Origin of the sequence: Caballeronia sp. GAWG2-1, from assembly GCF_023631405.1 — a bacterium.
Classification (GTDB): Bacteria; Pseudomonadota; Gammaproteobacteria; order Burkholderiales; family Burkholderiaceae; genus Caballeronia.
In genome coordinates, this window is the sequence record NZ_JALQDD010000033.1 from 1 (window position 1) to 24895 (window position 24895).

Annotated in this window: 26 protein-coding genes and 1 pseudogene; 18 read left to right on the plus strand and 9 right to left on the minus strand. The window is 61.7% G+C overall.

Going from position 1 to position 24895, the window contains the following annotated elements:
- Positions 1-188, minus strand: a pseudogene (locus NCR98_RS22985) (Crp/Fnr family transcriptional regulator); the annotation flags it as partial.
- A gap of 323 nt (positions 189-511) precedes the next feature.
- Positions 512-976, minus strand: coding sequence for a hypothetical protein (locus NCR98_RS22990; protein WP_250527438.1), 465 nt, complete (start codon positions 974-976; stop codon positions 512-514).
- A gap of 283 nt (positions 977-1259) precedes the next feature.
- Here NCR98_RS22990 and NCR98_RS22995 point away from each other — a divergent pair, with 283 nt between their 5' ends.
- The 11 genes from NCR98_RS22995 to NCR98_RS23045 all read left to right on the plus strand — a co-directional run bounded on the left by NCR98_RS22995 (position 1260) and on the right by NCR98_RS23045 (position 9877).
- A complete protein-coding gene (locus tag NCR98_RS22995; protein ID WP_250469837.1) occupies positions 1260-1562 on the plus strand; it encodes a flagellar transcriptional regulator FlhD in 303 nt (100 codons plus the stop codon).
- 2 nt (positions 1563-1564) lie between these two features.
- Positions 1565-2146, plus strand: coding sequence for a flagellar transcriptional regulator FlhC (gene flhC / locus NCR98_RS23000; protein ID WP_244831767.1), 582 nt, complete (start codon positions 1565-1567; stop codon positions 2144-2146).
- A 107-nt stretch (positions 2147-2253) separates the two neighbouring features.
- The gene (locus NCR98_RS23005; protein WP_250511463.1) at positions 2254-3150 is read left to right on the plus strand and encodes a LysR family transcriptional regulator; all 897 of its coding nucleotides are present in this window, start codon (positions 2254-2256) and stop codon (positions 3148-3150) included.
- A 97-nt stretch (positions 3151-3247) separates the two neighbouring features.
- Positions 3248-4261: a succinylglutamate desuccinylase/aspartoacylase family protein gene (locus tag NCR98_RS23010; RefSeq protein WP_250527439.1), complete on the plus strand. Its 1014-nt coding sequence runs from the start codon at positions 3248-3250 to the stop codon at positions 4259-4261.
- Between the two features lie 17 nt (positions 4262-4278).
- On the plus strand, positions 4279-5637 hold the full coding sequence (locus NCR98_RS23015) for an MFS transporter (RefSeq protein WP_250527440.1): 1359 nt from the start codon (positions 4279-4281) through the stop codon (positions 5635-5637).
- A complete protein-coding gene (locus NCR98_RS23020) occupies positions 5634-6488 on the plus strand; it encodes an MBL fold metallo-hydrolase (protein WP_250527441.1) in 855 nt (284 codons plus the stop codon). Before NCR98_RS23015 ends, NCR98_RS23020 begins: the two co-directional genes overlap by 4 nt.
- Positions 6489-6647: 159 nt before the next feature.
- Positions 6648-7211, plus strand: a complete 564-nt coding sequence (locus NCR98_RS23025) for a thioredoxin family protein (RefSeq protein WP_250527442.1) — start codon at positions 6648-6650, stop codon at positions 7209-7211.
- A 110-nt stretch (positions 7212-7321) separates the two neighbouring features.
- Entirely contained in the window at positions 7322-7639 is a 318-nt protein-coding gene (locus NCR98_RS23030) for a DUF4148 domain-containing protein (protein WP_244831773.1), read from the plus strand.
- Positions 7640-7750: 111 nt separating this feature from the next.
- Positions 7751-8446 carry an anti-sigma factor family protein gene (locus NCR98_RS23035; protein ID WP_244831774.1) on the plus strand — a complete coding sequence of 232 codons (696 nt, stop codon included), beginning with the start codon at positions 7751-7753 and terminating at the stop codon, positions 8444-8446.
- Between the two features lie 43 nt (positions 8447-8489).
- A complete protein-coding gene (locus tag NCR98_RS23040; RefSeq protein WP_244831775.1) occupies positions 8490-9008 on the plus strand; it encodes an RNA polymerase sigma factor in 519 nt (172 codons plus the stop codon).
- Positions 9005-9877, plus strand: a complete 873-nt coding sequence (locus NCR98_RS23045; RefSeq protein WP_250527443.1) for an anti-sigma factor family protein — start codon at positions 9005-9007, stop codon at positions 9875-9877. The genes NCR98_RS23040 and NCR98_RS23045 overlap by 4 nt, the downstream gene beginning before the upstream one ends.
- A gap of 7 nt (positions 9878-9884) precedes the next feature.
- Here NCR98_RS23045 and NCR98_RS23050 read toward each other — a convergent pair whose 3' ends face one another.
- Together NCR98_RS23050 and NCR98_RS23055 are read right to left on the minus strand one after the other, a co-directional pair.
- Positions 9885-11348, minus strand: a complete 1464-nt coding sequence (locus tag NCR98_RS23050) for a tyrosinase family protein (protein WP_250527444.1) — start codon at positions 11346-11348, stop codon at positions 9885-9887.
- 184 nt (positions 11349-11532) lie between these two features.
- On the minus strand, positions 11533-12351 hold the full coding sequence (locus NCR98_RS23055) for a class I SAM-dependent methyltransferase (RefSeq protein WP_250469846.1): 819 nt from the start codon (positions 12349-12351) through the stop codon (positions 11533-11535).
- A 313-nt stretch (positions 12352-12664) separates the two neighbouring features.
- Between NCR98_RS23055 and NCR98_RS23060 the strand changes: the two genes are divergently transcribed.
- The 3 genes from NCR98_RS23060 (at position 12665) to NCR98_RS23070 (ending at position 15197) form a co-directional block, all read left to right on the plus strand.
- The gene (locus NCR98_RS23060) at positions 12665-13411 is read left to right on the plus strand and encodes an SDR family NAD(P)-dependent oxidoreductase (RefSeq protein WP_250494925.1); all 747 of its coding nucleotides are present in this window, start codon (positions 12665-12667) and stop codon (positions 13409-13411) included.
- Between the two features lie 33 nt (positions 13412-13444).
- Entirely contained in the window at positions 13445-14191 is a 747-nt protein-coding gene (locus NCR98_RS23065) for an SDR family NAD(P)-dependent oxidoreductase (protein ID WP_250527445.1), read from the plus strand.
- Between the two features lie 88 nt (positions 14192-14279).
- Positions 14280-15197 (plus strand): LysR family transcriptional regulator, encoded by a 918-nt coding sequence (locus NCR98_RS23070; protein ID WP_250511453.1) that lies wholly within the window; start codon positions 14280-14282, stop codon positions 15195-15197.
- Here the strand turns inward: NCR98_RS23070 and NCR98_RS23075 are convergent.
- From NCR98_RS23075 to NCR98_RS23095, 5 genes are all read right to left on the minus strand, one after another.
- Positions 15194-16675: an MFS transporter gene (locus NCR98_RS23075; RefSeq protein ID WP_250527446.1), complete on the minus strand. Its 1482-nt coding sequence runs from the start codon at positions 16673-16675 to the stop codon at positions 15194-15196. The genes NCR98_RS23070 and NCR98_RS23075 overlap by 4 nt on opposite strands.
- A gap of 77 nt (positions 16676-16752) precedes the next feature.
- Positions 16753-18138 (minus strand): tripartite tricarboxylate transporter permease, encoded by a 1386-nt coding sequence (locus NCR98_RS23080; RefSeq protein WP_250494922.1) that lies wholly within the window; start codon positions 18136-18138, stop codon positions 16753-16755.
- The gene (locus NCR98_RS23085) at positions 18138-18620 is read right to left on the minus strand and encodes a hypothetical protein (RefSeq protein ID WP_250494921.1); all 483 of its coding nucleotides are present in this window, start codon (positions 18618-18620) and stop codon (positions 18138-18140) included. The genes NCR98_RS23080 and NCR98_RS23085 overlap by 1 nt, the downstream gene beginning before the upstream one ends.
- 43 nt (positions 18621-18663) lie before the next feature.
- Positions 18664-19605: a hydroxymethylglutaryl-CoA lyase gene (locus NCR98_RS23090; protein ID WP_250527447.1), complete on the minus strand. Its 942-nt coding sequence runs from the start codon at positions 19603-19605 to the stop codon at positions 18664-18666.
- A complete protein-coding gene (locus NCR98_RS23095; protein ID WP_284503930.1) occupies positions 19598-21067 on the minus strand; it encodes a hydroxymethylglutaryl-CoA reductase, degradative in 1470 nt (489 codons plus the stop codon). Before NCR98_RS23095 ends, NCR98_RS23090 begins: the two co-directional genes overlap by 8 nt.
- Here NCR98_RS23095 and NCR98_RS23100 point away from each other — a divergent pair.
- The 4 genes from NCR98_RS23100 to NCR98_RS23115 all read left to right on the plus strand — a co-directional run bounded on the left by NCR98_RS23100 (position 21059) and on the right by NCR98_RS23115 (position 24855).
- Positions 21059-22453 (plus strand): aminotransferase-like domain-containing protein, encoded by a 1395-nt coding sequence (locus NCR98_RS23100; protein WP_244831786.1) that lies wholly within the window; start codon positions 21059-21061, stop codon positions 22451-22453. The genes NCR98_RS23095 and NCR98_RS23100 overlap by 9 nt on opposite strands.
- Before the next feature lie 330 nt (positions 22454-22783).
- Positions 22784-23071: a DUF6723 family protein gene (locus tag NCR98_RS23105; RefSeq protein WP_250469853.1), complete on the plus strand. Its 288-nt coding sequence runs from the start codon at positions 22784-22786 to the stop codon at positions 23069-23071.
- Between the two features lie 131 nt (positions 23072-23202).
- Positions 23203-24414, plus strand: coding sequence for a DUF2252 domain-containing protein (locus tag NCR98_RS23110; RefSeq protein WP_244831788.1), 1212 nt, complete (start codon positions 23203-23205; stop codon positions 24412-24414).
- A 237-nt stretch (positions 24415-24651) separates the two neighbouring features.
- Positions 24652-24855, plus strand: coding sequence for a cold-shock protein (locus NCR98_RS23115; RefSeq protein ID WP_244831789.1), 204 nt, complete (start codon positions 24652-24654; stop codon positions 24853-24855).
- The last annotated feature ends 40 nt before the right edge of the window (positions 24856-24895 follow it).

The window sequence follows — 24895 nt, forward strand, 5'->3', positions numbered from 1 at the left end:
GTATGCAGAAGCGAGACGATAGCCGTGGTCGGGAAGTACACGTGGTGAATGCGTTGTCCGGAATCGCAAAGCAACTGTTCCGTGCGCAACTGGACGAGTTCGAGATGAGGAGCGATTGCTTGCCATTCTTGCGCCGGAAGCGCGCCCAACAAATGGTTGCCGTGCAGGTCTGATTGAAGGCTCAACATGATTTTGACTTTTTGGTCTGTGCGCATTGCGCTGTGCTTTTTTCTGGCCACTTGAGGTTTCGTGATCGCATCTGACGGCGATCATCGAAACCTCAGGGCCAGCCCCGTAGCACCGTTAGCCGCTTGTTCGATTCCCGTTCGCGACTATTTACCGTGCTTTGTCATACATAAGCGAGAGGCGTGCCAGGAGCCCTCAATCCTCATACCAGCAAGGCGTCAGCCGGAATGTGCCGGGCCATACGAAGTGCGGGCGATGAAAAATGATTCAGTTTCGAACACGTTAAATCGCCGCTTAATGATCCTGCTTACATTTCAAGCGTCTTTCAGTGTTTCTCGAATACCGGTTTTAGCGTTTGCGCGCCTTTATCGGCCAGTGGTGCTTTTTTAATGGCAATGTTTTTGAGCCCGTTAAAGACTTGCTTCAGAATTGTTGCAGTGCTGCACGATAGATGCGCGCTGAAACCAAGATAGGGAAGAACTAGACTGCAGAACGCCCCGCCGAGGCAGGCGGTGCAAGCAATTGCGGCATCTCGGCGGCCCGAGCGCCTTGAGGAGAAGGGATGACAAAACCCGGCCAAAATTGTTGCATTGCAGATACCCGCTCTCGTTTTCGCCTGCCGACAACCTTCTGTGAAGAACCGCCGAATCACATCTGAATTCAAGTTTTGCGGAAACAATTCCGCCTCACGGGTGGTAACTCTGTCGTTTTCATACATCAGGCGAAAGAAATTTTTACGGAATATTTTGCCGAAAGTGACTTTTTCAACGATCAAAGGCCTGAGCAGCATTTTCTTGAACCAGCGGAAATATTTACGATTGATCAGACTAGAAGCGTCACTGGCGGACCCATATTCCGTCCATGCGAGAAGATTCTTTCGCCGGACAGGACGCCAATAAAGTATTTATCTTCTCTCCATAAACGTTTGCCTACTCAAAATAGTCCGATCGCAAAGGTTTGCCTCTGTAACATTGTGTTGCATGACAAATAGAATCGCCTCACAATCGGTTCCGTGCTCTGAAACAACTGATGTTTCCGACACTCCCCGTCACAGTCAACTTCGGTCCAACGCCATGACGCACGACAGCCAAACCCTCGATTCGATTCGTGAATTGAACCTGTCTTATCTGCTGCTCGCGCAGCGTGTGCTGACCGAAGACCGGGACGCGGCGCAGGCTCATCTCGGCCTGTCCGCCGAAATGGCTCAAACGCTGACGCAGTTGTCGCCCGATCAGACCGTGCGGCTGGCTTCGTCGTCGCAACTGCTGTGCTTCTTCCGCCTTGGCGGCGATGCGCTGCTCACGGGCCTCGCCAGTCTCACGGAACGCGCGCAAAGCGCTTCTGCCGCATCCAACGCATCGCTTTTGGTGGCCTGAACATGAGCACGACTGCATCGACGAAGAGTCTCGCCGACGACGCCAGCCAGGTACTGCGCGCGGTTACGCTGATCAAGCTCGGCGCACGCATGCAAGTGCTCGAGTCGGAGTTTCCGAAGCTCTCGCGCGACCGTCTCATTCGCCTCTATCGCGAAGTGAAGGGTGCTTCACCGCCCAAGGGCATGCTGCCCTTCTCCGCCGACTGGTATCTGACATGGGGGCCGAACATCCATGCATCCATGTTCGCCAATGTCTATGCGTTTCTCGAAGCCAACAGCCGCGAACTGGACCGCGTCGATCTCTTGAGCCGCGCCTATGGTCTTTATGCCGAGCATTTCACGATGCAAGGCGAGCCGCTGCAAATGGACCTGACGCGCGCATGGACGCTGGTGCGCTTCAAGGAAGCCGGCATGCTGCGCCTCGCGGGCTGCAAGCGCTGCCACGGCAAGTTCGTGGCGCACTCGCAGGACATCACGACCGGCATGGTCTGCGGAATCTGCCAGCCGCCGTCGCGTGCAGGCAAGACCAAGGCCGCAAAGGCCGCGCGCGAAGAAAGCGCCGCGTTGCAGGCGCGTGCCGCATAACACCAAGCCTTCTTCCAAGGTCATTCGCATCGCAGTTCCTTGGGCAAAGTGAGAGACTTCTTCGTGTCTCTCACCGCTCACATGGCCGTCTCACGCCCGACCAACACATGGAACTGCGCCATCTTCGTTACTTCATTGCCGTTGCCGAATTGCGCAGCGTGCGCGCCGCATCCGAGCATCTGCATGTCACGCAGCCCGCCATTTCCCGGCAGATTCAAGATCTCGAACAGACCATCGGCGCGACGCTTTTCGAACGCACGCCGCGCGGCCTGAAGCTGACCGCTGCCGGCATCGCCTATCTCTCCGAAGCACGCGCGATCCTCGCCCATGTCGATGCCGCGAACCGGCTCGCGCATCGCATTGCATCGGGCGAACAAGGACGTTTGCGTGTGGGTTTCGTCGAGAATGCATCGTGGAGCGGTCTCGTGCTGTCCGCGCTCAACGCGTTTCAGCAGAACGCTCGCGACATAGCGCTCGAATTGCAGCCGATGAACACGCCCGAGCAACTCGATGCCATCGCCGCCGAACGGCTCGAAGGCGGCTTTTGTTACCGCTTCGGCGCGCTGCCCGATGGCTTCGCCAGCATCCGGCTGCTCGAACAGAACGTGGTGCTTGCGGTGCCCGAGCAATGTCCGCTCGCCGCGCAAGCCAGGGTGCGTGCAAGCGAGCTTGCCGCGCTGCCGTTCATCGCGTTTCCGCGACACGTCTATGCGGCCTACTATGACCGCCTCATCTCCGCGTGCGCCGAGCGCGGTCTCACGCTGAATATTCGCCAGGAAGCCGCCACCGAAACCGCGATTCTCTCGCTCGTCGCGGCAGGCGTCGGCGCGGCGCTCGTAAATGCGGCCAATCGCGAACGTCCGCCCGCACGCGTGCGCTTCGTCGAAGTGGAGGACCTGTCGGTGCCGTTGCCGCTCGAATTCTGCTTTCTTGCGCAGCACGGCAGCGCGGCATTGCAACGCTTCATCGAACTGCTCGAAGCGCAAAAGCACCCTGAAGCGTGATGCCCTGAAGGCATCGCCCGCTGCAGAAAACGGCATTGGCCAGCGGATATTTCGTCGGCAATAGTGGATACGAACCTACTCGATTCGAGATCCGCTCATGTCCACTACAGCCTCGCTCATTGCAACCGATATCGACTACGAACGCCACGGTTTTCAGACCGGCACACTGCGTCTACCGTGGTCGCATGACCGTTCCGCATACGGTCATATCCCCATTCCGCTCGCCGTCCTGAACGCGGGCGACGGCCCCACGGTGCTTCTTACCGGCGGCAATCACGGCGACGAATATGAAGGCCCCGTCGCGCTGATGAAGCTCATGCAGCGCATGCCATCGCTTTCGATTCGAGGTCGTATCATCGTCATACCGGGGCTGAATTTTCCGGCGTTCGTGAATGGCTCGCGCACATCGCCTATCGACGGCGGCAATCTCAACCGGCTCTTCCCCGGCTCACGTCACGGCAAGCCGACCGAGATGATTGCGCATTATGTCGAGACAGAACTGCTGCCGCGCGCCGATGTCGTCATCGACCTGCACGCGGGCGGCGCGAGCTTCGAACATGCGCCGACACTGCTTGCATCGCCGCCATCGGGCGATGCCGCACGTCGCGCGCGCTATCTCGATCTGGTGCGCGCGTTCGGCGCGCCCTACACCATGATCATGGATCTGCTCGGCGAGGATCGCACCTTCGCAGCCGCGGCCGAACGCCACGACACGCTCTTCCTATGCGGCGAATTCGGCGGCCATGCCGGTTGCGACGCGGCGAATCTCGCTATCGTCGAAAGCGGTTTGCAGCGCGTGCTGCATCGCCTCGATGTATTGCACGATGCCGCGCACGATGCGCCGCCCAGGACGCGTTATCTACGCGTGGAAGGCACGCAGCATTACGTGTATGCGCCGCATGCGGGCGTCTTCGAACCCGCCTTCGCCTTGAACGACGAAGTGCGCTCGGGTCAGCTCGCGGGCCGTCTCTTCGATCCACAAGAACCGTGGCGCGCGCCGCGCGACATCGCATTTCGTGGCGATGGTCGCGTGATGTGTGCGCGCACCTTTGCCCGCGTCGAAGCTGGCGATTGCATTGCGCTTCTTGCCGCCGAAGCATCCCTCGACTGATTTCAAGGAGCATTCGCATGAGCGCTCATCCGCTTGCGTCGGCTTCTAACGCCGATGCCCCGCTCGACGTCCGTCATCCGCTGTACGTCGTGCTGTTGTTCTTCACGTGCTTCGCGTTTTCGTATCTGGACCGTCAGATCGTCAGCATTCTCGTGCAGCCGATCAAGCTCACGCTCGGCATCACCGATACTCAAATCGGCCTGCTGCAAGGCTTCTCGTTCACCATGTGCTATGCGACTGCGGGTGTGTTCGTCGCGCGTCTCGTGGATCGCGCTAATCGCGTCAGGCTGATCGCCATATGCGTCGCGATCTGGGCCATTTCCACGGCTCTTTGCGGCTTCGCGACGAGCTTCACGGAACTGCTGTTCGCGCGCGCGGGAACCGCCATCGCGGAAGCGGCGCTGAGTCCTGCGGCGCTCTCCATCTTCAGCGATATCTTCGCGCCGCGTAAGGTCGCGCGAGCGAGCAGCGTCTTCATGCTGGGACCGTATATCGGCGGCGGGCTTGCACTCTTCGGCGGCGGCATGCTGCTATCCGCCGCTGGCGGCGACGTGAGCACATGGCTCGCCGCGCATGGCTTTCAGCCGTGGCAAGCGGTTTTCGTGCTCGTCGGATCACCAGGACTCGTGCTGGCAGCACTCGTTGCCTTGACGATTCGCGAGCCGGCAAGACGCGAAGCCACGACTATCAGCATCGCCAATACGGATTTTGATGAAGCTCTGCCCTCGCTACGCGAAGTGCTCGCCGAACTGTTCGTGCGCAATCGCTTCTGCGCACCGTACTTTGCCGCTTATGTCGCGCTCATCACGCTGTTCTATTCGCATGCCGCGTGGTTTCCCACCTTGCTCATGCGGCACTTTCATCTTGCGCCCGCCATGGTCGGAAAGATGGCCGCGCCTGCATACATGATCGGCGGCATGATGGGCGTGGCGCTTGCTGGCATGCTCGCCGCGCGCGTCACCGACGAACGCACGCTACACAAAGTCCTCATGCTGTCGACATGTGCCGTGACCGCGCTGGTACCCGCCGCCATCGCCATGCCGCTCGTGACCAACAGCACGCTCGCGATCTTGCTCTACGGCGCATGCGCGCTCGCCGCGAGCATTGCGATGGCGCTCGCACCCGTGCCGCTGCAAATCGCCGTGCCTAATCGCATGCGCGGCCGTTCGATCGCGCTGCTCGTCTTCATGACCAATGCGATAAGCGGCGGCGTCGGTCCGCTCGCGGTAGGCTACCTCAACGAGCATCTCGCGGGTGCGCATGCCGGCTTAGGCACGGCGCTCGCCATCGTCGGCGGTGTATCCGCGCTTGCGAGCGCCCTGCTTTACGCATTGGCGACGACGCGCATTGCATCGACTACGAGGAAGAACGCATGAACACAGCGCTCGACTGGCGTCTTAATGAAATGCGGGTCACGCGTATCGACGAAACGGAATTTTCGTTAAGGGCCGACGTGTTGTTTTCCAACGAAGATTTGGCGAGCATCGGTTCGGACAATCAGCAAGTGACGCTACGCACACATCTATGGGTCGTCGAGATCGACGGGCTGACGCTCGTGGTGGATACGGGCATCGGCAACGGAAAGCCAAGACCCTTCAGTGCGCTATTCGACCGGCTCGACAACCCTGTGTTGCAGCGTTTCGAAGCGGCGGGCTTCGACCGGCATCGCGTGGACTATGTGCTGCTCACGCATTTGCATGTCGATCACGTCGGTTGGAATACGCATTGGGAGAACGGGCGCTGGACGCCTGTGTTTCCCAACGCGACTCATGTATTCGGCGAACGTGAGCGCGCGTTCTTCGACACGCCCGCGGGCGCACCGCGACGCATGGTGTTCGATGACAGCGTTGCGCCTTTGATCGATGCGGGCATCGCGCTTACCGTGCCGGACGAAGGCGCAATCCTTCGCGAAGGCATCCGGTTTTGGCCAACCTTCGGGCATAGCGCGGGACACATGGCGATAGAGATAACGTCCGGCAACGAGCGTGCGCTCTTCTCGGGCGATGTCATGCATAGCCCGTTGCAAGTATCAAGACCGCAGTTCGGTTCGACCTTCTGCCTTCGACCTGATCTCGCACGCGCTTCGCGCGAATGGCTCTTGAACCATGCAGCCGAGACGAATGCAACGGTCTTTCCCGCGCATTTCCCGATGACCTCAGCAGGCAAGGTGCAGCGCATCGGCGATGAATTCGTCTGGCGCTATCTTACGTACAACGCGAGCCATTGAGCTTGCGCTACAGCGTCGTCATGCTGATGCCTTGCGGATACTCTTCGTATCACAGCGTATCCGCATCCTGGAGCGACACACGCCGATCCATAACCACCACAAGCGAGATACACCGCCGCGATCCAATACGACCTGACATCGACTCCAAAGGAGTAAATCATGTACAGTCGTTTCAAGATCGCCGCTGTTGCAGCGGGCATCGCGGGCAGCGCGGCGTTCGCGGTCTTCGCATCCACTCATGTCTCGTTGCCCGCTACCGCAACCGTAGCGAACGGTGCAAACGCGCCGGACTTCAAGGGTATCGACAACTGGTTCAACAGCGCGCCGCTCGATCTTAAGCAACTGCGCGGCAAGGTGGTGCTCGTCGAGTTCTGGACTTTCGACTGCATCAATTGCGCTCACACGCTGCCCTACGTGAAGGACTTGCATGCGCGTTATCGCGACAAAGGGCTCGTCGTGGTGGGCGTGCATTCGCCCGAGTATGGCTTCGAACGCGATACGGGCAATCTCAGGAAAGCCATCGTTCGCAATGGCATTGAATACCCCGTTGCGCAAGACAACGAGTTCGCGACATGGCGGGCCTATGGGAATCGATACTGGCCAGCGTTCTATCTCATCGATCAGAACGGCAAACTCGTCTATAGCCACTTCGGCGAAGGTCAATACGCGCAGACCGAGCAGAAGATTCGCGCACTGCTCGCACGCGATGACAAAGCGAAGTGACCGACCCTCAGTCAGCAAGCACGTTCATGCCGAAAATTCTCGGGAATAGATTCGCCGCAACGGTTGTTTGTCTACATGCAAGCCCATTAAACACGCTCAAGGAGCCGAACATGAACCTCGTCAAACTCGCCGCTGTATCCGCCGCACTCGTCCTCTCCTCAGGCGCTTTCGCGCAGAGCCTCACACGCGCCGAAGTTCGCGCACAACTCGTTCAGGCCGAGCAAAACGGCTCGCGACTCGTGGTCGATGCCTCGTATCCCGACGTCAGCCCGATCTATCAGAACCAGGTTGCGCATGCAAAGTCGGCAGATACGACCTCATACGGCGGCGCCGCGTCCACGAGAGACTCGGGCAACGCACGCATGAACATGAGCGCCTCGCAATGCGTGGGGCCCTACAGCTTCTGCCATATCTACGCCGGTTCCTGATGGCCGCAAGCTCGCCCGCCGCTGCATTCAAAAATATTTCGCGTCTTGCGGAATAAACGCGGCGTGGCGCTGTTTGCGTCATTGACCCGATCTTCGAACAGGCCCGCAATCGTGAATCCGCCCTCTGAAATGCGTCTATCCGAAGCAGATGTCCAGGCTTTCGCGGACGGCGTACTCGCGTCGGAACGGACGGAGCGCTTGCACGCCTATCTGGCGCGGCGGCCGGATGAAGCGCGCAGAGTCGTGTTTTACGATCGACTGAACGTGCAACTGCGTTCGATGTACGACGTCAGCCACGCTCAACCAGCATCGCGCCGTCCCACGATCGACCTGCGCTTCCGGTTACTCGCGGCGATCCTGGCGTGTTTCGCGCTCATGATCTCGGCGATCTGGGTCACCGTGCGCGTCCCTGATGAGGCGCTCGAACGCGCAGCTGTCGAAGCACTATCGATAGATGCACCAACAGCGACAACGCCCGTTCCCGCCGCTGCCGCGCCCGATCTTTCGTCGCTTGGATTTCGCGCTACCTGCATACGCAACGTGACGCTCGGCGCTTTCTCGACGGTCAGCGTAATCACCTATCGCAACGCTTTAAATGAACCGCTCGTCCTGCTCTCGATGCGCGCACCCGCGGCATCCATGCGAACGCCGTGGCAGGCGCATAGAATCGATGCGGCGCGCCTTCTCGAATGGACTTCGACCGCTGGCGTGCGCACAGTGGTGGGCGCTAGAGCGGGCACGCAAGGACTGATGCGCGCGGCCGACTTGCTGGCGAAGCAACAGAACATGCAAGGGAATGCCTCGTGAAAGCACGCGTCACCAATCGAACCGCCCGCTGCAAGGAGCCGCAATGAGCGTGCGAGACCAATTGATGGACCACGTACCGCGTTTGCGGCGCTATTCGCGTGCGCTCATCCGCAATCAGGAACTCGCCGACGATCTCGTGCAGGACACGCTCGAACGCGCCCTGCGCAACACCGAAAAATTCGAGTCCGGCACCGACCTGCGCGCGTGGCTTTTCACGATCATGCACAACGTGTTCGCCAATCAAACGCGCCGTGCGGATGCGCGAGCCGTGCATGTCTCCGTCGATGAAGAAGCTATCGACGAAAGCGAGTTCGCGGTGGCTAGCCGCGACACGCAATCGCTGGAAATGCGCGATCTCGACTATGCGCTGCAGCGTCTGCCCATCGAACAGCGGCAAGTGGTGCTGCTTGTCGGGCTCGAAGAGATGAGCTATGCGGAAGTGGCGCTCGCCCTCGAAATACCGCTCGGCACGGTAATGTCGCGGCTTTCGCGCGGACGCGAGCGGCTTCGCGCGCTAATGGCAGGCAAGCAGGACAGCGCTCAATTGAAGGTGGTGCGATGAACAGACAATCGACTTCCGTCAGCGAGGACGAAATCCAGGCTTACGTGGATGGCGTGATCGCCGAACACCGGCGCGAGGAAATCGATCGGCTGCTTGAAACCGACGACGCGCTCGCGGGCCGCGTGAGCGACTACTTTTCGCTCAACAGCATGCTGCATGATCGGTACGATCGCGTATTGCAAGAGCCGCTGCCGCAACGTCTCGTGCTGCCGCTCGAATCGGCATCCAGCACTGTCACGAAGGTCGATGCGGGTCGACGTGAAGCCGCGAATTGGCCGCGCTTTGCGGGACTTGCTGCGGCACTCGTGCTGGGTATCGGCATCGGCGTGGGCGGCATGTTCAGCGAAACAGCGCGCGACATGCTCATGCCGAACGGCGAGAACGCTTCGCTTCGTCACGTCAGCCTCTCCCGCGACGAATCGTTCGCGCGGCAATCGGCTATCGCCTATGTCACGTATGCGCCAATGGTCACGCGTCCCGTCGAAGTCGGTGCGGATCAGGAAGAAGAACTCGTGAAGTGGCTATCGAGCCGCCTCGGCACCGACGTGCACGCGCCCGTGCTCACGCGCGTGGGCTTCAATCTGATGGGCGGCCGTCTCTTGCCCGGCGATGAAGGTCCTATCGCGCAGTTCATGTATCACGATGCCAATGGCGAACGCATCACGCTCAACGTGTCTCATCGCAAAGTGAGCCGCGACGTCACCGCGTTCAAGCTGTATCAGGACGGCTCGGTCAACGTGTTCTATTGGGTCGATGGCGACTTCGGCTATGCGGTATCGGGCGCGATTGCACGGCCGCAATTGCTCGCGGTGTCGCACGACGTGTACGAGCAACTCACCGCGAGAAACGGACAGAAAACAACGCAGTGAGCGCGGCTTATGGGGCATCCGCGGCAAGTTCGACGCGCATCTCGCCGATGGATATCGCCGTTCCCTTAACCGCATTCACACCGCTCACGCGCACGAACGACACGACCACTTCATTCGGGTTCGCCACGCCCGCGCGCGCGAGCAATTCAGTCACGGGAAACTCGATCGAGCTGCCGCCGTGATGCGTCGCTGTCGATACCTCGAACGCGCCGAGCGTGCCGACGAAGTGAGCATCGCGTTGAGCATCCGGGTCGCCGGTTGCGGGCAAATTCACATAGACGTTGTAGAAGAATCCGCCGGCACGTGCCGCCGCCGGCATGGACACGCCGTCCAGCACGAGATTCACATGACGAAATCCCGAAGCGGCGGGCCTGGCCGCTTGCGACTGCGACTGCGCTTGCGATTCGACCGCGCTGCTGTCGTCCGCTTCCGGAGCCACGGCAAGCGTATCGCGCAGCAACGTGGCATTGGCGGCTTGAAGCGGAATGCGCGCGCTGATGGAGTTGTCGGCAAGGGCCACGCCCTTCACGCCGCCAAGCGAACGCCGCGTGGATGACACCGTGCGCCCCGCGCTTGCGGTAAAGGTGCCGATCTGAGGACGTCCGCTTATGGGTGACATTTGCGCCTGAACCCGAATGATTCCGCCGCGTTCTGCTTGCGGTAGCAAGATGACTGGAACGGTATCGTTAGCGTAATCGTATCCCAGCCCCGTGGTCGTCCGCGTCTTGGCCTTCGTCATCGTGAGGTTGGTCGCATACGTGAAGCTGCCGGACCAGTACTTGTTGTTGGCCGCCGGAACCTTGCTCGTCGAGCGCAACGACCACGCATTCCACAGGCGGTCGAGGTTCGCATGATGCAGATAGAAAATGGGATCGAGCGGCGCGGTCATGATATCCGCCATGTATCCGCCGATGATGTCATGCACCGGATTGTGCGGTGCATTCTCCAGTTTAGTCTCGAACGCGTTGCTCGTGCCGCGCTGAAAATTGGCGACGCTGCGCGCGAACGGGCTCAAATCGAGCGCCTGATAGACGTTCGTGTTCACACGCGATGTGTATAAGGGATTGCCGCTCGCGGTATCGGTGAATTCGGAGGGCATCACGGGATACGTGTAGTAATCCCAGTACGGAAGCGTCAGCGTGTTATCGCCTGACACAGTGCGCAGTTGTTGTTCGAAGTAATAGATATAACCGCGATGCCACGTCAGAAAGTACGCCACGCCATGCGGGCAATAATTCGAATGCACGTTGCTCCAGTACTGCCATGATGCCGGTTTGCTGCTGTCGGCCGTGGCTCGCATGGTGCGGATGGCATTGAGAAACGACGCGTAGTGAGGCGTTGTCTTGAAGACTTGCCATTCGAGCCGTATGACATTGGGCGTCGCGGCGAAACCGAGTTCGGGTATGGACGCAAGCGCAAGCGCCGACGCCGTCCCCGTGACGAACGAGCGCCGGGTAATCGTGGAAGCCATGTTTGTCCCCTCGTGCCCGCGGATTGCCCGCGAACGCTCCGCGTCCGACTCTTCTAATGAGTCAGCCGACGTGGCAGTAGTGATCGGAAAATGCCAAGGAAGTATGGTTCACTTCGCGCAGGGTTCAACGAATATTTAGAATACCCAACGAAAGTGAACGTGTACTAGCGCACATTGCCGGAACTCAAACGTCCGTTCGTGCTGCGTTGCTCCAGACGATCACAGTCTGCTCCGACTCTGCCCCATAGCCTATTTCGTGACTGTCATAGGGAATCGAGCACGAGAGGTGTCGCGTCAAGATCGGCGATTGATCGAAGACATGCGCGCAGACGGGGTAGATATAAACCACCGTGAGTTTGCGGATAGTTGCATCTGCAACCGCTTTCTCCAGATTGTTCAGAAGCGTTGCCATGAGCGCGGCGCCGAAGGGATTGAACAGGAAGACAACGAGATCGCCCTTCGGAAATGCGAGTTCGAGCGCATTCTCGACGAAGGCCTGCATGCGTATCCTCTGCGGAAACCGGCGCGCAACGATCTCGGCATTGCGGTTCGCTATCTCGATGAGCGGCTCGGCCAGGTCATAACCGAGCACGGCGTCGAAAGGAAACTCGGTGGCCACGATCATCGGCCGCCCTTTTCCGCAGCCGATATCGATGAACGTGCTGCCACGCACGTCTCCGAGTTGCTGCAGCGCATGCCGCACAATGCTTGGCTGCGATCCCATATACGGTAGATTGCCCGCATCGGCGCCGGGGCCGCTGTCGGATTCGGGCGGATAAATGCCGCCTGTATCGGTGCCGAGCATGCGGTCGATAGGATGCGTTCTATAGCAGCCGTTATAAAGCACGCGCAAGACGGGCACGCGTTCGCCGAAGCGCCTGATCCACGAGACGAAGAGCAGCGTCTGAACCCAGTCCGGCAACGCGGCGACCACGGCGATCAGCCGCCATTTGATCGTGCGTTTCATTCGGGTTTTGAAGCTCATGCTCATCGTCGTGTTCATGGAAACTCCGTTGGGGGCGGGCTGCGAATGTACGCAAGTACGACGAATGACGCGCAACGTCTGGATGGTCACGACCAGTCTTTATAGACTCGCGCCTGGCGATTGAATGTGACGTGACGCACATAGCGTCGCGGGACAGGAGTGGCGTTTTCCCGAACGCGAGGGCAGTTCGTGATCCCAATGCGCCATGCCTCGCAGGCATGGCCCGCTGCCTCGAAAGTCTTTTTCTTGAGCAAGCACGCGCCCTACATTTGAGTCCACCGACGGGCCTGCAACGCAACCCCGTCTCTCTCAGACCTCATGGAGTCACGAAATGGACAAGCCAGTCATTCTCATCACGGGCGCGCTCACCGGCATTGGCCGCGCAACGGCGTTTGCTTTTGCCGACAGCGGCGCGCGCATCGTTGTATCGGGCCGGCGTGAAGCCGAAGGACGCGCGCTCGAAGCCGAACTGCGCGAACGCGGTGCAGAAGCGTTCTTCGTTGCCGCCGACGTACGCCACGAAGACAGCGTGCGCGATCTCGTCGATGCAGCCGTCGCGCACTTCGGCCGTATCGATGCCGCCGTGAACAACGCGGGCACCGAAGGCCAGCCCGGTGCGATCGTCGATCAGAGCGCCGCAAGCTATGCATCGACGTTCGATACCAACGTGCTCGGCACGCTCCTTAGCATGAAGCACGAACTGCGCGTCATGCAGGCGCAGAAGCACGGCAGCATCGTGAACGTGTCGTCGACTTACGGGCATGAAGGCGCGGCGTTCGCGTCGGTCTATGCGGGCAGCAAGCATGCGGTCGAAGGCATGACGAAGTCCGCCGCCCTCGAAGTCGCGGCGCTCGGCGTGCGCGTCAACGCAGTGGCGCCCGGCCCCACGGATACCGGCATGCTCGATCGCTTCACCGGAACAGCCGAACGCAAGGCCGCGCTTGCATCGAAGGTGCCGCTTGGACGTGTTGGCACGCCCGTCGATATCGCGCGCGCAATCGTCTTTCTTGCTTCGGATACGGCCTCGTTCGTCACGGGTCAGATCGTCACCGTCGATGGTGGCAAGACCGCAGGCTGACGCGTTCTCTTCCCCATTCAAAGGAGCAACGACATGAACGATCTTTCAGGCAAAACCGCGCTCGTCACGGGCGCATCGCGCGGTATCGGTCGCGCAACGGCTTTCGCGCTGTCGCGTGCGGGAGCGAGCGTGCTGGTTCACTACAGCAGCGGCGAACAGGAAGCCGAAGCCGTCGTCGCGCAGATTCGCGCCGCAGGCGGCACCGCGCAGAAAGTGCAGGCGAATTTGCGCGATGCAGACGGACCGCACCAACTCGCACGGCGTGTACGTGAAGTGGTCGGCGACAGGCTCGACATCCTGGTTGCCAACGCGGGCATCTCGAAGGCCGCGAGCATCGAGAATACGACCGTCGATGACTTCGACGCGCTCTACGCCGTGAACGTGCGCGCGCCCTACTTCCTCGTGCAGCAACTGCTTCCCGCGATGTGCAAGGGCAGCAGCGTGGTCTTGCTGTCGTCGCTCGTGGCGCGCGCGTCCGTGAACTCGCTGTCCGCTTACGCCGCGACCAAAGGCGCGGTCGATACGCTCGTCAAGCACTTCGCGGCGACGCTCGGCGAACGCGGCATTCGCGTGAATGCGGTGGCGCCGGGCGTCGTGGAAACCGATATGTCGAACTTCACGAAGACCGACGATGGCCGCGCACTCACGCTCGGCATTCAGGCGCTCAAACGCATTGCGCAGCCGGACGATATTGGCGACGCCGTGGCCTTTCTTGCTTCGAATGCCGCACGCTGGGTCACGGGCGAGACGCTACACGTGGACGGCGGCTCGAAGCTTTGACCGTTGAACGCGCATGACGACTCGTGCAGTTGGACGATTGCCCGGATAATCTCCGGGTGATACGTTCAACGACTCGCACGGGAAGCCCATGGAACTGCGGCATCTGCGGTACTTCATTGCAGTGGCGGAAACCGGCAGTCTGACCGAAGCGGCGGAACAGCGGCTGTTCACGTCGCAGCCTTCGCTCAGCAGACAGATCCGTGATCTGGAAGATCAGGTCGGCACGCGCCTCTTCGAGCGTAGCGCGCGCGGCGTGGATCTGACGCCCGCTGGCAAGGCCTTCATGGAGCACGCGAAAATCGCCTTGAATCAGGTCGATGCCGCCGTCGAAGCCGCGCGCCGTGCCGCGACGCCAAGCAAGCAACGTTTCGCGCTCGGCTTTCTCACGGGCCAGGAGATGAACTGGCTTCCGGGCGCCATGCATATTCTTCGCGACGAATTGCTCAACGTCGATGTCACGGTATCGAGCGATTATTCGACCGAACTCGCGGAAGGTGTCGCGCGCGGCAAGCTCGACCTCGCCTTCATGCGCGCGGAGCCGGACTTCGATCTGGCGTATTACATCGTCGATAAAGAACCGCTCGTCGTGTTGATGCCGAGCGATCACGCGTTGACCGAACGCGCCGAGATTGCGCCGCAAGACCTCGTGGGCGAACCGTTCATTGCCATGGCGGGCAAGGCGAAGGTGCTGCGTTCCGTCGTCGACGATTATCTCGAACGCTCGGGCGTGCATATCTTGCCTTCGCAGAGCGTGGATAACCCGGCGATGGTCATGTCGCTCGTGGCATCGACGCGCGGTCTCGTGCTGATTCCATCGTACGTTCAGAACCTGATGCCGTGGTCGGTCGTCAGCCGTCCCTTGGCAGGCGATGCACCGACCATCGACCTGGCTGTCGGCTATAGCAAGTCGAATCAGTCGCCGACCTTGCGCCTCTTTCTTTCGCGGCTCGACGAGCTCATCGCGCGTCACGCCGCCGAGCGTCGAATGAACATAAACAACACTTAACGGGCGGAGCGAATCGTCGCGACCGCGACGCCTCCCGCTGCGAAAGCGCATAGCGCGGACAGCAACGCGACGGCGCGCAATGCGCCGGCGACCGCGCTGGCATCGCTGACAGATGCTGCCTTGGAAGCCATCGCGGCGTCGTGCGACCACACGAACACAATGCCGAGCAGCGCAATCGCAAGCAGGCTCGCCACGCGTGCAACCGCATTGTTGATCCCCGATGCCACGCCCACGCGTTCGCTTTCGACCGACGCCATGACTACCGCCGTGAGCGGCGCGACCGTGATCGTGAGGCCGATGCCGAGCACGACGAGCGCGGGAAGAAAGCCCGTCCAGTAGCTGCCGCTCACGAAAGGCAGCGCGAGCATGCCGAAGCCGAAGCCCGCGACGCACGGCCCCACGGTCAACAATGTGCGCGCGCCGAAGCGCCCCGTCACGCCGCCTGTCACGCGCGACAGCAGTCCGATGATGAGCGGCATCGGCAAGAGCGCTGCGCCCGCTTGCGTCGCCGTATAGCCATAGGCGCGAATCAGCGTGAACGGCAGGAAGAACAACACGCCGCCCAAGCCGAAGTACAGCAGCAACGTGACGACGTTCGCGCCGCTGAAGTCGCGCGAGCGGAAGACATCGAGCGGCATCATCGGCGCCGCGCTTTTCGCTTCTATCGCGACGAACACGGCAAGCACGAGCACGCCGACGACCAGCGCGCACAGCACGAGCGAATTCACGAAACCGCGTGCCGATGCTTCCGTGAGTCCATAGGTCAGCGCCGCGAGTCCCGCCGCCGCGCAGGCCGCGCCGGGCCAGTCGAGGCGCTGTGTCGCGTCGGGCTTGTGGCTGTCGGGAACGGCCAGCATGGCGAGCGCGATGGTCGCGGCGGCCAGCGGCACATTGAGGAAGAAGATCGCGCGCCATGAGTAGGCATCGACGAGCCAGCCGCCCGCCGCCGGACCGAGCGCCGACGTAATTGCGCCCACGCCCGCCCATGTGCCGATGGCGCGTCCGCGCGCTTCGCCCTCGAACACGGCGCCGATGATCGCGAGACTGCTCGGCACGAGGAGCGCGGCGCCGATGCCCTGCACCGCCCGCGCGCCGATGAGCCACGCGGTATCCGGCGCGAAGCCGCATACCGCCGAAGCCAGCATGAAGATGGCGATGCCCGCGATGAACACGGTGCGACGGCCGAGCTTGTCGCCCATCGACCCGCCGACCAGCACGAGCGAGCCGAGGGAAAGCAGATACGCGTTCATGACCCACTGCATGGCCGCGACGCTCGCGCCAAGCTGGCTTTGAATGGACGAGAGCGCGACATTGACGACCGAGCCGTCGATGAAGGCCATGCTGGAACCGAGGATCGTCGCCGCCAGCGCGAGCTGTTTGCGCCGGCAGGGTCGATCGGTCGCTTCAGGCTGCGTGCGAATGATCAGTTCATCGCACGGACCTTGCGGCGCGGCGTGCCGCACCACGGGGGGCGACACTGCGCGCTCTTTCAAGTCCTGACTCGTCACATTCGCTCCTCGATGGCGTGAACCATCAAGGATACGTCCACGCGCGGCTAGCCGCCGAAGAGCTTCGTGATGGCCGGCACGCTCAGGACCGCCGTGTAGTAGCCCATGAACTGCACGCCGGTGTTGAAGCCGAACAAGCGCGACAACAGTCCGCCGATCAGCCCCACGGTCAGGATCACGAGCAGCCCGAGCAGTTGCCCTTCCCACACGCTGATCACCACGATCAAGCCGACGAAGGTCGCGATGATCGCCTCGTGACTCAGCTTGCGTGCGACGAACGACGCCGCGCGATGCGCGTAGTTCATCGACAGTGGATAGGCCACGAGTGCCGCCAGCACCACTGCAAGCAAGCCGAAGCCGAGGAACTGCCAAGTCGTCATCATCGTGTGAAGATTGTTGATGTGACCCGTCGCGGTATCCACGGTAAAGCGCGGCGGCGCGTTGAAGAGCGGCGCGGCCGGTCCCGCCGCGACCGGACTCAGCGGCAGACCGAAAGCGATGAGCGGAATCAGCGCCTCGGCGATATACGTGGCCTCGGTCACACCGTTACGCGCCGAAATCACGGTCGTGAGCCGGTGATACGCATGCTTCACGCGCGAGCCGACGAGTTCGCCGAGCACGACCGTCATCGCGACCGGGCTGAACACGAAGGTCGCGCTGGAGATGGCGGCGGTCGCGACGACCCAGCCGCGTTGCTGGCCATCGAGCACCTTCAGCGGATTCGGGAAGTAACCGCTCCAGCCCTTCACATCGGGCGCGAGCGAAAACGTGCGCGGACGATCGCGCCGCATATGTGCGCGGCCCACGGGCGAAAGTATCGAAAAGAGATCGGCGATAAGCGGCCCGATGGCGATGCCGAGAAAGTAGCTGACCGAGAGCTTGACGCCGTATTTGCCCGTGAGCGCCTGCAAGCCGATGATCAAAAGCACGAACGGCACGAGCAGCAGCACCGAAGCCCAGCGTCCCGACGAAGAGTATGCAATGGCAATGGCCGCCGCCAGAAACACCCACGGCGCGGCCTTCGTGATGACCGGCCCGAACGGTGCGAGCAGCACGGCGAACAGCACCGCGAGCGGGACCGCGACGAATGCCGCGATGATCGCGCCCGAGATCATCTTGCGCAGCGCAATGTGCGGCACGCCGAGATTGCGCAGCATCGTCGCTTGTTGCAGAAGCGGCGTGGCGAGCGTGTCGCCGGGAATGCCGAGCAGCGCGGTGGGTATCGCGTGTGTCATGTGCTTGGAGACCGCGCCCGCCATGAAGAACGAGAATACGCCGACAGGCGGCACACCCAGCAACACGACGAGCAGCGTGAGCGGCGCGAGCGTGGTGGTTTCGTCCGTGCCCGAGATGAGGCCGATGCCCGCAAAGACGACCGCGCCGATGAGACCCATCGACAGCGCGACGAGCAGTTGTTGAACGAGCGGTTCCATCAGCGCGCTCCTTCGCGCACATCGGCGCGCTTTTCGTAATCGGCGAAGAGTTCGTAGAGGCCGAGTTCCTTCATTTCCGCCGCCACCGCGGGCGGCAGATCCGCGACGCGTCCGAGCCCACCCGCTTCGCTCGCAAGTTGCGCGAGCACTTCCTCGCGGCCCGCCGCGCCATGCGCTTCCTCGATCACTTCGCGCTTCGGGCGGAACAGCTTCGCGCAGACCGCGCCCGCAACCAGGCATCCCGCGAGACCGACGAGCATTGCGTAGGCGCGCGCCATCGCCGGGTCGGGTACATAGGCCGCGAGCACGCGATTGGCCGCCGCGAACGCGCCATAGCTGATCGCGATGCCGAGCACGACCGACCAAGCGAGATGCCGCGTATCGACGGTATCGCCCCAGATTTCGACGAGCTTGTAGTCGGCCTCGGCCGCGTTCGTCGTTGCCCGATGACCGCGCTGAGGCGCGGCGAGTTGTTGTTCCATGTCTCCTCCTTATACGGAGTTCGTATCGTATTGATGTCGTGCGTCAAACCTTGCGCGCCGCGCTTTCCCGCTGGCGTTTGCCCTCCAGTGCACGCGCCACGCGCGACGATGTTGCGCGTCCGAGCGCTGCCGAAATGAACGCGCCCGCATCCGCAAGTTTGTCGAGGTCGATGCCCGTCGTCATGCCCATGCCTTCGCACAGGTAGACGATGTCCTCGGTCGCGACATTGCCCGTCGCGCCCGGCGAATAAGGGCATCCGCCAATACCGGATACCGAGCTGTCGAAGGTCGCCACGCCGCGTTGCAGCGCGGCCAGCACGTTGGCGGCACCCATGCCCCACGTGTCGTGAAAGTGGCCGGCGAGCGCCTGCAGCGGAACCTGCGCGGCGCACGCGTCGAGCATGGCTTGCGTCTTGAGCGGCGTGCCCGCACCGATGGTGTCGCCTAGGCTGATCTCGTAGCAGCCGAGATCGTAAAGCCGTTTGGCGACGCGCGCGACCGCTTCCGGCGCGATTTCGCCTTCGAACGGGCAGCCGAGCACGCACGACACGTAGCCGCGCACGCGCCCGCCCGCCTCGCGCGCCGCGCCGATCACCGGCTCGAAGCGCGCGATGCTTTCGTCGATCGAGCAGTTGATGTTCTTCTGCGAGAACGACTCGGACGCCGCCGCGAACACCGCGACTTCATCCGCGTGTGCGGCGAGCGCGGCTTCGAGTCCCTTGAGATTCGGCACGAGCGCGGCGAGCGTCGTACCCGTGCGGCGCGCGGACGGCAACACGCGCTCGAGTACTTGCGCGCCATCGGCCATTTGCGGCACCCATTTCGGCGAGACGAACGACGCGGCTTCGACATAGCGCACGCCAGCATCGATCAAACGCTCGATCAGTTCGGCCTTCACCGTTGCCGAGACGGGCGACGGCTCGTTTTGCAAGCCATCGCGCGGACCGACTTCGACAATCCGCACGCGCTTCGGAAGCTCATGCATCGCGCGGCCCCCGCAGCAGGCTCATGCCGTAGTCGACGCTCACGTTGCGCGCGGCGACCATCTTCTTCACGACCCAGTCGATATCCGCGCCGCTCGCGCCCGCCGCCAGCGCAATATTGCGCGCGTGCAGCGCCATGTGGCCGCGCTGGATGCCTTCCGTGGAAAGCGCGCGCAACGCGCCCATGTTCTGTGCGAGGCCGACGGCCACGGCGATTTCGCCGAGATCCTGCGCCGATTCGACTTGCATGATCTTCAACGCGAGCCGCGCGAGCGGATGCGTCTTGGTCGCGCCCCCGACGAGCCCCACGGGCATCGGCATTTCAATGGTGCCGACGAGGTCGCCGTTGTTCGCCACCTCCCACGTGGTCAGCGACGTATAGCGGCCGCCGCGGCTCGCATAGGCATGCGCGCCCGCTTCGACCGCGCGCCAGTCGTTGCCGGTCGCGACGATCACCGGATCGATACCGTTCATGATGCCCTTGTTATGCGTCGCGGCGCGATACGGATCGATGGCGGCGAAGAGATAGGCATCGACCACACCGGCGATCACGTCTTCGCCCGAATACTCCTTCGTTTGCAGCGTGGCGGCGCTGTAGCGCACGGAGGCGCGCGCAAGCCGCAAGTCCGCGAGATTCGAGAGGATACGCAACCGCACCTTGCCGCCCGTGATTTCCTCGATACGCCCGGCTACGGTTTCGGCCATCGTGTTGACGGTGTTGGCGCCCATGGCGTCGCGAACATCGACGATCAGATGCGCGACGACCATCGCGCCGCGCGGCGTTTCCGGAAACACGTGTACTTCGATATCGCGGCAACCGCCGCCAAGACCGATCAGCACCTTGTCGCGTGCGTTCGCCATCTCGATCAACTCGTCGCGATGCTTGAGGATAGCGAGACGCGCGCCATACGGGTCCGACACGCCGACCACCTGCACCTGCGCGCGCATCAGCGGACCGGTGCTCGACGTGCGAAAGCCGCCTTCCACGCGCGCGAGCTTCGCCATATAAGAGGCTGCGGCGACGATAGACGGCTCTTCCACCGCCATCGGCACCAGCACGTCGCGACCGTTGATCTGAAAGTAGCCTGCGACGGCCATCGGCAATTCGAACGTGCCGATCACGTTTTCGATCATGCCGTCCGCCGTTTCGAGCGGCAGCGCGCCGGGCGTCTTCAGTAGCGCGTGCTCGGCGTCGTCCATGCCAGTCGCCTGGGCAATATGGCTCAGGCGCTGCGCGGGTGACATCGCGCGAAAGTTGGGCAATTGCGAATCTGTCATGTGTCTTCCTCTTATCTCTTTCGATGGATGTCCGTTCCGTTGTCCGCGAAGCTTGCGGGCGTGCGGCGGTTGGGCGAATAATAGGCTTGCTGTACCCAATGGAAAGGTACAATTCGAGAAGACAGCGCGCGTACTGTACCCATGACAGACGCGAACATGCGACAAGAGGAAGATGCAATGCGCCATGAGAAGCCCAGCCTGTCAGGAACACTGGCGGACAATCTGGCCAGACAGATCGAGGACGGGCTCCTGCGCGCCGGCGACAAACTGCCTTCCATCAGGGAATACGCTGAGGCGAACGGTTGCTCGAAAAACACCGTCATCAGCGCGTTCGACGCGTTGACCGCGCGCGGTCTGATCGAACCGAGACGCGGCGCGGGCTTTTTCGTCGCGAGCGTCGCCGGGCAACAACCAGCGGATGAAGACGCGCCCACACTCGATCGCGCGATGGATTCCGTCTGGCTCATGCGCGAACAGTTGCAGAGCAAGCCCGACTTTCTTAACGTGGGCGAAGGCTTTCCGCCCGTCGCGTGGCTCGAAGAGACGCGGCTCGATCACTTTCATCAGCGCGTGGTGCGCACGGGCGTCGCGTCGCTCTTTCGGTACGGCAGCCGCTTCGGTTATCTGCCGTTGCGCCAACATTTGCAGCAAAAGCTGGCCGGATACGAGATCGAGGCCGCGCCGCCGCAGATCGTCCTCACGCATGGCGCGAATCAGGCCATGGACATGGTCGTGCGTTACTTCGTGCGCGCGGGCGACACGGTTCTCGTCGATGACCCCGGTTACTACGCGCTCTTCGGCAAGCTCAAGCTCTCGGGCGCGAATATCGTCGGCGTGCCGCGCGGTGTGGACGGGCCCGATATCGTGGCGCTCGAAGAGCAGCTCAAGACGCATCGTCCGAAGCTCTTCTTCACGCAATCGGTCGGCCATAATCCGACCGCGACCGATATCAGCGCGGCCAAGGCCCATCGCATCTTGCGGCTTGCCGAAGCGCACGATCTGATCGTGGTCGAAAACGATGCCCTCGCCGATCTCAAGCCGCGCTCGGCCACGCGCATCTGCGCGCTCGATCAATTGCGGCGCACGATCTATGTCGGCAGCTTTTCGAAGTCGGTATCGGCAGCACTGCGGGTCGGCTTTCTGGCGTGCGGCGCGGATCTGGCAAGCGATCTGGCCGACGTGAAAATGCTCACACACGTCAGCAGCTCGGAATACTGCGAACGCACGCTAGACGCCATCGTCAGCGACGGTCATTTCCTGCGGCATACCAATCGCCTGCAAGACCGGCTGCGGCGCGCGACGGCCAATGGCGTCGAAGTGCTCACGCGTTGCGGCGCGACGCTTTACAAGGTGAGCGATCAGAGTCTGTACCTGTGGGCCAGGCTGCCCGGTTGCGACGACTCCATCGCCTTCGCACGCGAGATGCTCGACAAGCACGTGATTCTCGCGCCCGGCACCATTTTCTCGGCGCACGCGAATAGCGTCTCGCCGTGGTTCCGCTTCAACGTCGGCTATCTCGGCGATCCGCGCTTCGAAAAGGCAATGGAACGGTTTGCGGGCCGCGCGAAGTAACGGCACGTTCCGCGTCGCACGTTACGTGGCATTCGCGTTTGTCCGTGCAGCATTTGGCCATGCCCGCGCCCGTCATCCTTCCCTGGTCCACCAAGCTTATCGACCCGTTGCTTGCGCCATAAGCGTCGCGTTGAGCGGATACCGCTTTCTTTTCATCCTGTCGAAACCCGCACAGCAAGGCGGCCGATGACTGGAACGGTTAGTGCTGGGTAGTCAGTACTCGCACCGCTCGTCGGAAAGATCGACAAACCCGAGCGGCGCGATGCTCAAACCGTTGCCCCGGTGTCCGGCTGCTTCCCGGCGAGCCCTCGTACGCTACCGATGAAGATCATGACTGGACGAAGACCGAAGCTCGTGCTTTCCCCCTCCCGCTATACCGTTCCCGCGCCCGGCGTCAGCGCTGGCGACTTCGAAATTTATGCGTCTTACCGCGGCTCGCCCACCTCCGGATTTTTCGGCACGCTGAAAGTCGTTAGAAAGACCGACGGCCGTCTGCTTTTTCCGTTCGATGGCGCCGAAACCATTGGTCCATATAGCAAGAAGGACGAAGCCGTCAACGCTGCATCGGCGCGCGGCAGCGAAATCGTCCAGGCGGATATCCGCATTCCGGAGATGTAATCCGCGTCTGCCGCTCAGGCACACGGTGTGCGATTGCATCGCTTCGAAAACGACATGGCGCGCCGGATGATCGGCAGCTAACGTCGAATCGCGCTCGATGCGCCCGTTCTGCCCACGACTACTTGCTCCACATGCTCAAACCTAAAACCAAGGTGCCTGATTCCGAAAGCCGTCAGGACATCCTGAAGCTCAAGCGCAACGCCAAGATGGCGCGCTCGACGCACGCCTATGTGCGCGGTAACACGATCAAGTTTTACGACTGGCTCGAAGAAGCCGAGATTCGCAGTTTGCCGCACGGCCCGGCCATCTGGATTTGCGGCGATTGTCATACCGGGAATCTTGGCCCGATCGCGGACGCGAAAGGGAAGATCGAAATCCAGATACGCGATCTGGACCAGACGGTTATCGGCAATCCCGCGCACGATTTGATCCGGCTTGGCTTGTCGCTCGCGACGGCCGCGCGCGGATCGGCGCTGCCCGGCGTTACGACCATCAACATGATCGAAGCGCTGTTCGCGGGTTACGCCGAAGCCTTCGACAAGGATAGCGACGCCAATTCCGTGCGCAGGCCCGAAGTTGTTCGCGTGGTGATGCGCGAAGCGGTACGCCGTTCGTGGAAGCATCTTGCCCGCGAGCGGCTCGACGACGTGCAGCCCACCATTCCATTCGGCAACCGTTTCTGGCCGATCAGCAAGAAAGAGCGCGCCGAAATCGTATCGCTCTTCGAAAAGGCCAGCGTGACGCAACTCGCGACGAGTCTGCGCGGACGCCCGGATACCGGCGAAGTCACGGTGCTCGACGCCGCCTACTGGGTCAAGGGTTGTAGCTCGCTCGGACGTCTGCGCTACGCCGTGCTGCTGGATGTCGACGGCGGCGTGATCGAAGGCGACGACCTGTGCATCATGGACATCAAGGAAGGCGTCAAGGCCGCCGCGCCGCGCTATCCCGGCACGTCGATGCCGCGCGATCACGCCGAACGCGTCGTGGAAGGCGCGCGCCATCTCTCGCCTCATCTCGGCGAACGCATGCGCGCCGCGAGTCTGCAGGGACGGCCGGTAATCCTGCGCGAATTGTTGCCGCAGGATTTGAAGCTGGAGATCGAGCAGATCGGACAAACGGAGGCAATGGAAGTCGCGCGTTATCTCGCGCTCGTCGTCGGTCAGGCGCACGCGCGCCAAATGGACAAGAACACCCGCCGCAGCTGGCTCTCGGAGCTACGGCGCACGAAGACCAAATCGATCGACGCGCCGTTGTGGCTTTGGAGCAGCATCGTCGAACTCGTGGGCAGTCACGAAACCGGCTATCTCGAACATTGCCGGCGCTACGCGCTTGCGGCAGCCTGAGCATGGGTTACGGGCGGGTTCGGAGCCGGGTTTTTGGACCTCCGGTCCGCCTTTTATTCACGGTGACAAATATATACTTGACTAAAATATGTGGAATTGTGATAATCCGTTCTGAAGTTCAAGAAGTTGATTGCTGCTCATCAATAGTGCGTTTTCCGCGGTATTCGTTGTCCATTCCCTCCTTGCAGCTTCGCTGTTTCAAAGCAATTTTCATCCAAATTTTTTCCAAGGAATATCATGGATACCGGTACCGTCAAGTGGTTTAACGACACCAAGGGCTTCGGCTTTATCAGCCCGGATAACGGCGGCGACGACCTCTTCGCCCATTTCTCCGAAATCCGTTCGGAAGGCTTCAAGACCCTGGTCGAAGCACAGAAGGTAAGCTTCGAAACGAAGCGCGGCCCGAAGGGCATGCAAGCTTCGAACATCACGCCGCTGTAAGCTCCAAGTAGCTTCGTAGCGTGAGGACCCGGGAAACCGG

Bases quoted from the DNA above. Each gene is read 5' to 3' on its own strand.
- NCR98_RS22990 (WP_250527438.1), bottom strand. From the start codon at position 976: ATGCTGCTCAGGCCTTTGATCGTTGAAAAAGTCACTTTCGGCAAAATA.
- NCR98_RS22995 (WP_250469837.1), top strand. From the start codon at position 1,260: ATGACGCACGACAGCCAAACCCTCGATTCGATTCGTGAATTGAACCTG.
- flhC (WP_244831767.1), top strand. From the start codon at position 1,565: ATGAGCACGACTGCATCGACGAAGAGTCTCGCCGACGACGCCAGCCAG.
- NCR98_RS23005 (WP_250511463.1), top strand. From the start codon at position 2,254: ATGGAACTGCGCCATCTTCGTTACTTCATTGCCGTTGCCGAATTGCGC.
- NCR98_RS23010 (WP_250527439.1), top strand. From the start codon at position 3,248: ATGTCCACTACAGCCTCGCTCATTGCAACCGATATCGACTACGAACGC.
- NCR98_RS23015 (WP_250527440.1), top strand. From the start codon at position 4,279: ATGAGCGCTCATCCGCTTGCGTCGGCTTCTAACGCCGATGCCCCGCTC.
- NCR98_RS23020 (WP_250527441.1), top strand. From the start codon at position 5,634: ATGAACACAGCGCTCGACTGGCGTCTTAATGAAATGCGGGTCACGCGT.
- NCR98_RS23025 (WP_250527442.1), top strand. From the start codon at position 6,648: ATGTACAGTCGTTTCAAGATCGCCGCTGTTGCAGCGGGCATCGCGGGC.
- NCR98_RS23030 (WP_244831773.1), top strand. From the start codon at position 7,322: ATGAACCTCGTCAAACTCGCCGCTGTATCCGCCGCACTCGTCCTCTCC.
- NCR98_RS23040 (WP_244831775.1), top strand. From the start codon at position 8,490: ATGAGCGTGCGAGACCAATTGATGGACCACGTACCGCGTTTGCGGCGC.
- NCR98_RS23045 (WP_250527443.1), top strand. From the start codon at position 9,005: ATGAACAGACAATCGACTTCCGTCAGCGAGGACGAAATCCAGGCTTAC.
- NCR98_RS23050 (WP_250527444.1), bottom strand. From the start codon at position 11,348: ATGGCTTCCACGATTACCCGGCGCTCGTTCGTCACGGGGACGGCGTCG.
- NCR98_RS23055 (WP_250469846.1), bottom strand. From the start codon at position 12,351: ATGAACACGACGATGAGCATGAGCTTCAAAACCCGAATGAAACGCACG.
- NCR98_RS23060 (WP_250494925.1), top strand. From the start codon at position 12,665: ATGGACAAGCCAGTCATTCTCATCACGGGCGCGCTCACCGGCATTGGC.
- NCR98_RS23065 (WP_250527445.1), top strand. From the start codon at position 13,445: ATGAACGATCTTTCAGGCAAAACCGCGCTCGTCACGGGCGCATCGCGC.
- NCR98_RS23070 (WP_250511453.1), top strand. From the start codon at position 14,280: ATGGAACTGCGGCATCTGCGGTACTTCATTGCAGTGGCGGAAACCGGC.
- NCR98_RS23080 (WP_250494922.1), bottom strand. From the start codon at position 18,138: ATGGAACCGCTCGTTCAACAACTGCTCGTCGCGCTGTCGATGGGTCTC.
- NCR98_RS23085 (WP_250494921.1), bottom strand. From the start codon at position 18,620: ATGGAACAACAACTCGCCGCGCCTCAGCGCGGTCATCGGGCAACGACG.
- NCR98_RS23090 (WP_250527447.1), bottom strand. From the start codon at position 19,605: ATGCATGAGCTTCCGAAGCGCGTGCGGATTGTCGAAGTCGGTCCGCGC.
- NCR98_RS23100 (WP_244831786.1), top strand. From the start codon at position 21,059: ATGCGCCATGAGAAGCCCAGCCTGTCAGGAACACTGGCGGACAATCTG.
- NCR98_RS23095 (WP_284503930.1), bottom strand. From the start codon at position 21,067: ATGGCGCATTGCATCTTCCTCTTGTCGCATGTTCGCGTCTGTCATGGG.
- NCR98_RS23105 (WP_250469853.1), top strand. From the start codon at position 22,784: ATGACTGGACGAAGACCGAAGCTCGTGCTTTCCCCCTCCCGCTATACC.
- NCR98_RS23110 (WP_244831788.1), top strand. From the start codon at position 23,203: ATGCTCAAACCTAAAACCAAGGTGCCTGATTCCGAAAGCCGTCAGGAC.
- NCR98_RS23115 (WP_244831789.1), top strand. From the start codon at position 24,652: ATGGATACCGGTACCGTCAAGTGGTTTAACGACACCAAGGGCTTCGGC.